Origin of the sequence: Candidatus Rickettsia kedanie, assembly GCF_045865205.1 — a bacterium.
GTDB classification, from domain to species: Bacteria; Pseudomonadota; Alphaproteobacteria; order Rickettsiales; family Rickettsiaceae; genus Rickettsia; species Rickettsia australis.
On record NZ_BAABMM010000044.1, the window covers coordinates 1 to 5,923 of the forward strand.

Consider the following 5,923-nt stretch of genomic DNA (forward strand, 5'->3'; position numbering starts at 1 on the left):
GTGACCAAAATACACTCTATTTTGTGATTTGAAAGATCCTAGTTTCTTTAGTTTTAGTTGTTTATGAATAAACTGTAGTGATACCCCTAAAAACTTAGCAGCATCAGCAGCAGTCATCCGAATATCTAAATAATTCATGATATATACCTCATACTAATTGTAATATTATATAATAAAAATACCATAATATATATATATATAAATAATGTATCGTTATAATTAATACACCATATATATACTATATCTATAGTATATATTTCTTGACACACTAAAATATATTTAATAAAGTAGAAATATGAGGTAGAGGATTTAGCTGATAATAAAGTAGAAACTACCTTATAAAAAGAAAAACCAGTAAACACTAAAACTTTGGTCGGTTCGTGTTTACTGGTAAATGCAATAACCCATAAATTAATATGAGGTCATATGTGAATATATCACACTATCCTTGTGATGGCAATAGAGCTAAACTAGTTGCTAGCTATTGTAATACTTTCAATGCTTACAAGTTACCCGAACCTCATATTTCAAGAATATTATATGATAATCAATCTTCATCAGAATTCTATCATGTTAAAACAATTACAGTATTAATCAATTTTGTAAAATTCAGCAGTTATGACGACGCATAGCTAAAGCTAGGAAAGCAATTACTGTTACTAAAAAAATCTCCAAACAAGTACAAATGCTATAGAGCTGCTTTATCTTGCTTTAAATCAGCAATAAAAACTCATCCTGATAATTACGCAGCATATTACTTTAACGGACTTACATTGTGCTTACTTGGAAGGTATGCAGAAGCCATCAAAATGTTTTTCTCTAGTCTTCGTAAAAATACAGAAACAAGTACAGCATTAATGCATACATTATCTGAGATGTTAAGCATTACAGATAGTGATGTTAATGGTATTGGTAATAGGGATGCCTCAATGCAGCATGGTTCTTCGCCCATTGAAGCATATTCAGTATTCAGTAAAAGTCTAGATAAGTTAGAGAGATCAATCATTAACAAACTTCAAAGTTATATGGCAAGACTTTTCCGGACAGTTTGTTGTAATTCCTCGTATTTCACCGGTGATAGGTAGTCATTAGTTGAATGCATCCTTATGCGGTTATAATATACTTCTATATATTCGCATGCTTTGCTTCCTCTCTAGTTTTAAATGTATATTGATAAATTAGTTCTGTTTTTATAGTATGAAAAAAACTTTCAGCAACAGCATTATCCCAGCAATTTCCTTTACGGCTCATACTATGTATAATACCATGTTGTTTCATCAGTTTTAAATGGCTATCAGAACAATATTGGCTACCTCTATCAGTGTGCCAAATAAGTCCTTTAGGTGGTTTTACGTGGTTCTGTCGCATCTGTCATAAAATGAAATTTTGCCTTGAAACCCGCATAGCGTCGTTACCATTTTCTGTAATTTTTGATAGATGCGACAGAACCATAAAACATTGACTACAGAAATCTTTTTGGTAGTTTTATTATAACACAATTCATAGATGCAACAAAACCTGCATAAAATACATCAGTGTAATAAATTTTGTAAATTATCTTGTAAAAAAATGGACAAATTGATTAATCACCATTACAGTTGAGTAGATAGTTTAAAAAAATTATATTATGACAGCATGTACTAGAGCCGATAAGGCAACAATTGCTTCCTTGACAAAACAACAAAAAGAGGCAGTAGGGTTACTTTCAATAGGCACATTTTTAGAGTATTTCGACCTTATGCTTTATGTGCATATGGCTGTACTACTTAATGAGCTATTTTTCCCAAAAACTGATTCTTTTGGGACTTCATTGCAGGGAGCTTTTGCATTTTGTTCTGTTTTTGTATTAAGACCAGTTGGAGCATTTATTTTTGGCTATATAGGTGATCACATTGGTCGTAAAACTATTGTAGTGTTTACAACATTCGTCATGTCTATTTCTTGCGTTATTATGGCTACAGTGCCAACCTATGCCCAAATAGGAATTGCTGCTTCAGTAATTGTTACTATCTGTCGTATGCTACAAGGCATATCCTCTATGGGTGAAATAATAGGAGCAGAAATCTATTTAACTGAGATGGTTAAACCTCCAGCCCAATATCCTGTAGTTATGCTAATTGCAATTTTCTCTATCTTAGGCGGAACAGCAGCTCTAGCTATTGCATTTGTTACCACATATTATAACTTAAATTGGCGTATAGCATTTTGGATCGGAGCGGGTATTGCATTGGTTGGCAGTATAGCCAGAACTGCATTAAAAGAAAGCAAAGACTTTGCAGATGCCAAACGGCAGTTAGAAGATATTATGCAGAAATTGCAAGTCAATATTAATACATTACAAAACGATCCGATTCTACATGCACCAGTTAAAAAACATGCTATTATTGGATTATTCCTAATCCAGTGTGGTTGGCCAATGTGTTTCTATTTGGCTTATATTTACTCTGGTAATATACTGAAAAATCAGTTTGGCTATAAACCAGAAGAGATAATCCATCATAATTTTTATGTATCAATAATCAATTTATTAGGTTACATATTTTTAATGTATTTAAGTTGTAGAATACATCCACTGAAAATACTGAAAGCTAAAGTATTGATCTTTTTTCCAGTTGCCCTATTCTATCCCTATATATGGAATTATATAAATAGCCCAGTAGATGTATTTTTGCTACAATCATTTATTATCTTATTTGTTTTAAGTACAAACCCAGCTACTCCGATTTTTTACAAACATATTTCTATTTTTAAACGAGTTACTTATGGTGGTTGGATATATGCTGTATCTCGCGCTATTATGCATATTACTACTTCATTTGGTATTATTTATGCTGAACAATATTTAGGACAATGGGGGGTATCAATAATAATAATACCTACGATAATCGGATATGGACTGGGGGTATTTTACTTTGTAAAATTAGAGAAGGAAGCTGGAACCTATCATAATATTGCTCATAATCCTTCTGCTCTTGCGTAATATTACTTTGTATTTCAAGCAATATTTGTACAATATTATCTAATTTAAAATAGATGCTTAGACTTAGAAAGCGACTAATAGTTTCTTGTACAGTTTTTTGAATTTTTTCAGGTGATTTCGCATTAATTGTTTGCATATTATGTAGTCGATCAAAAAGCTTGATTAACAGCATATCAAGTTTTTGCTCTTCATATAACATTTCTATCATTTCTGCTGAACTAATCTTGCCGTATTCTTTCACTCTTGTTAAATCTTGTACTTGATTTGCTACTTGCTCCCCAAATGCTTCGGTTATTTTCTCTTTGCTAAGTGCTGTATCCTCTATCGTATCATGTAGTATGCTAGTTACTATCATATCAGTTCTAAACGAGTCTTGCATATTTGTGACCGTATATTCTGCAACCATATACGCTACTTCTAATGGGTGAGAGTAATATGGCTCTCCTGACTGACGCATTTGTAAACCATGATATTTACGGGCATAGTAAATAGCTTTTTTGACTTCTTCTATACTTACCGGCTTTTCTACTTCGGTGTTTAAATACTCAATTTTGTTAATTAGCCTTTTAGCATAAATGCAAACTTTAAACTTTTCTTGCCAACAACTTAAATCTTCCATAAAAGCTACATATTTAAATTAATTACTGATATTACGCAGTAACCAGTTTTTGGCTTAAACGTGCCAACTGTTACAAAGATTATATGATGTTTGGATGGTATTGTCACGTTAAAATGAACTGCGCCCCTGGTTCTGTCGCATCTATGAATTGTGTTATAGTTAAAACCGTTAAAATTGAGGTTTTGGACATTATGATGCCATTAATATTGTAAAGTTCTCAAAAGTAGGGTAAAATGTTAGGAAAGGGTCAAAGTGGTCATAAAGAATTGCAATCAATCATTTTTTCTAAATTATCATAAAGAGTAGTTCTTTTGACATTGAATGTTCGGCATATTGCTGCTTTGCTTGTGCCGGATTTCAGTGCTTCACTAATTGCTTGCATTTTTTCAGGTGAAATAGCTCGTGGTCTTCCTCCTGTTTTACCTCTTTGTTTAGCAGATTTCAAACCTGCCATAATTCTTTCTTTAGTAAGTGCTCGTTCATATTGAGCAAGAGCTCCAAACACACTGAATAAGAATTCACCATGAGGCGTTGTGGTATCCATTTGTTCGGTTATGGATTTAAAGCCAATATTTTTCTTCTTAAAGCCATCAATCAAAGTAATTAACTGTGACAATGATCGTCCTAACCTATCTAACTTCCATACAATAAGGCAATCACCATCTTTGAGATAATCAAGAGCTTCTTGTAATCCTTGTCTATTATCTTTTGCTCCGCTTATCTTGTCTTGAAAAATATGTCTTGGATCAACGCCTTCTTTAATAAGTGCATCATATTGAAGATCGAACACTTGGCGATCATTTTCGCTAGAAACTCTCATATATCCGACTAACATGTATGAAAAACCATTTTTTGTTGATTGTCGTACAGTGTTGCAATACGACAGTGTTTACCGTATATAAATAACCTATTTTTTGGGATTTGTAAATAGATGATAGAGACTATGTCGTAAAACAAATGTTTTCCGTACTAATATATTTCATGCTATCTAACCAATTAACCATTCCTTCAGTTTTGAATAACGCAACGAAGTTTTATTATCCTTAACAGCTATAGCTAGTGCTTTCTTTTGCCCAATTATTATAACTAGATTCTTACCGCGAGTAATAGCTGTGTAAATTAAATTACGTTACGTTTAAGCATCATGTAACTCTGCATAGTTAGTGGAATGATTATTGCTGGATATTCTGAACCTTGAGATTTGTGTATTGTAGTAGCATAGGCTAAAGTAATTTGATCAAGATCACTATAATCATAAACAACATCACGGTTATAAAAGTTTATTGTAATTTCTTGGTCCTGCTCATTAATATTATTAATAACTCCTATATCACCATTATAGACTTCCTTATCATAATTATTTTCTGTTTGCATAACTTTATCGCCAATAGCAAAAGTTTGACCAAATTTTGTTATGCCACTGCTATAGTTTGGATTTAGTATTTTCTGTAACTCAATATTTAATGATCTAGCTCCTACGCCGCCTCTTTGCATAGGACATAATAATTGAATATCATTTATGGGGTTAAGATTAAATTTATTTGGTATACGCTCCCTTATCATCATAATAATTTTATTAATGATATCTTCTCCATGTTCTGCTTCTATAAAATAAAAATCTGATTCTTTGTTTGTCTGTGTAAGATCAGGTAAGATACCATGATTCACTCGATGAGCATTAATAATAATATTGCTTGTTGCTGCTTGTCTAAATATTTCAGTTAACTTGACCGTCGGTATCACTCTAGAATTTATAATATCTTTTAATACTTGCCCAGCACCTACAGCAGGCAGTGGATCTACATCGCCAACTATTAGTAATGCTGAAGTGTGTGGAATGGCTTTTAATAATGCATACAATAGTGATATATCAACCATTGAAGCTTCATCTATTACCAGATAATCGCACAGTAATGGTGAATCCTCATTACGTTTAAACCCTCCGTAAACAGGGTCGATCTCAAGCAATCTATGTATAGTGGTAACCTCGAGTCCTGTGCTTTCACTTAAGCGTTTAGCTGCTCTACCAGTGGGTGCACATAGTTTAATATTTAAATTCTGCGTAGATAATGTTTTAAGTAATGAGTTAACCAAGGTAGTTTTTCCTGTCCCTGGTCCACCCGTAATAACCATCAACTTATGCTGAAGTGCTTTTTCTATAGCTGTTTTTTGACTTGTTGCAAGCGTAATACCTAACTCGGCACTGTTGCAAATAGGGAATATAGTATATAAGGAATAGAGTAATAAATTGTTATAGATAAGCTTTATGAATATTTTAAGAGACGTCATTTTAAATACGACATAATAATATGGGCGGTAAGGTG

At 32.7% G+C, this 5,923-nt stretch carries 6 protein-coding genes and 1 pseudogene; 3 read left to right on the plus strand and 4 right to left on the minus strand.

Going from position 1 to position 5,923, the window contains the following annotated elements:
* The first annotated feature begins 428 nt into the window (after positions 1-428).
* Together ACKTSD_RS07375 and ACKTSD_RS07380 are read left to right on the plus strand one after the other, a co-directional pair.
* Positions 429-632 (plus strand): hypothetical protein, encoded by a 204-nt coding sequence (locus tag ACKTSD_RS07375; RefSeq protein WP_412708668.1) that lies wholly within the window; start codon positions 429-431, stop codon positions 630-632.
* A 177-nt stretch (positions 633-809) separates the two neighbouring features.
* Entirely contained in the window at positions 810-1,085 is a 276-nt protein-coding gene (locus ACKTSD_RS07380) for a hypothetical protein (protein ID WP_412708673.1), read from the plus strand.
* Here ACKTSD_RS07380 and ACKTSD_RS07385 read toward each other — a convergent pair.
* A pseudogene (locus ACKTSD_RS07385) lies at positions 1,022-1,365 on the minus strand (IS3 family transposase); the annotation flags it as partial. The gene ACKTSD_RS07380 and the pseudogene ACKTSD_RS07385 sit on opposite strands and share 64 nt — an antisense overlap.
* Positions 1,366-1,627: 262 nt before the next feature.
* Here ACKTSD_RS07385 and ACKTSD_RS07390 point away from each other — a divergent pair.
* Positions 1,628-2,980 carry an MFS transporter gene (locus ACKTSD_RS07390; protein ID WP_412708669.1) on the plus strand — a complete coding sequence of 451 codons (1,353 nt, stop codon included), beginning with the start codon at positions 1,628-1,630 and terminating at the stop codon, positions 2,978-2,980.
* Here the strand turns inward: ACKTSD_RS07390 and ACKTSD_RS07395 are convergent.
* The 3 genes from ACKTSD_RS07395 to recD2 form a co-directional block, all read right to left on the minus strand.
* Positions 2,877-3,599 (minus strand): HD domain-containing protein, encoded by a 723-nt coding sequence (locus ACKTSD_RS07395; protein WP_412708670.1) that lies wholly within the window; start codon positions 3,597-3,599, stop codon positions 2,877-2,879. The two genes, ACKTSD_RS07390 and ACKTSD_RS07395, sit on opposite strands and share 104 nt — an antisense overlap.
* 256 nt (positions 3,600-3,855) lie before the next feature.
* Positions 3,856-4,434, minus strand: a complete 579-nt coding sequence (locus tag ACKTSD_RS07400; RefSeq protein ID WP_412708671.1) for a recombinase family protein — start codon at positions 4,432-4,434, stop codon at positions 3,856-3,858.
* A 284-nt stretch (positions 4,435-4,718) separates the two neighbouring features.
* The coding region (gene recD2, locus ACKTSD_RS07405; RefSeq protein ID WP_412708672.1) for an SF1B family DNA helicase RecD2 at positions 4,719-5,923 on the minus strand (1,205 nt) is incomplete at its 5' end.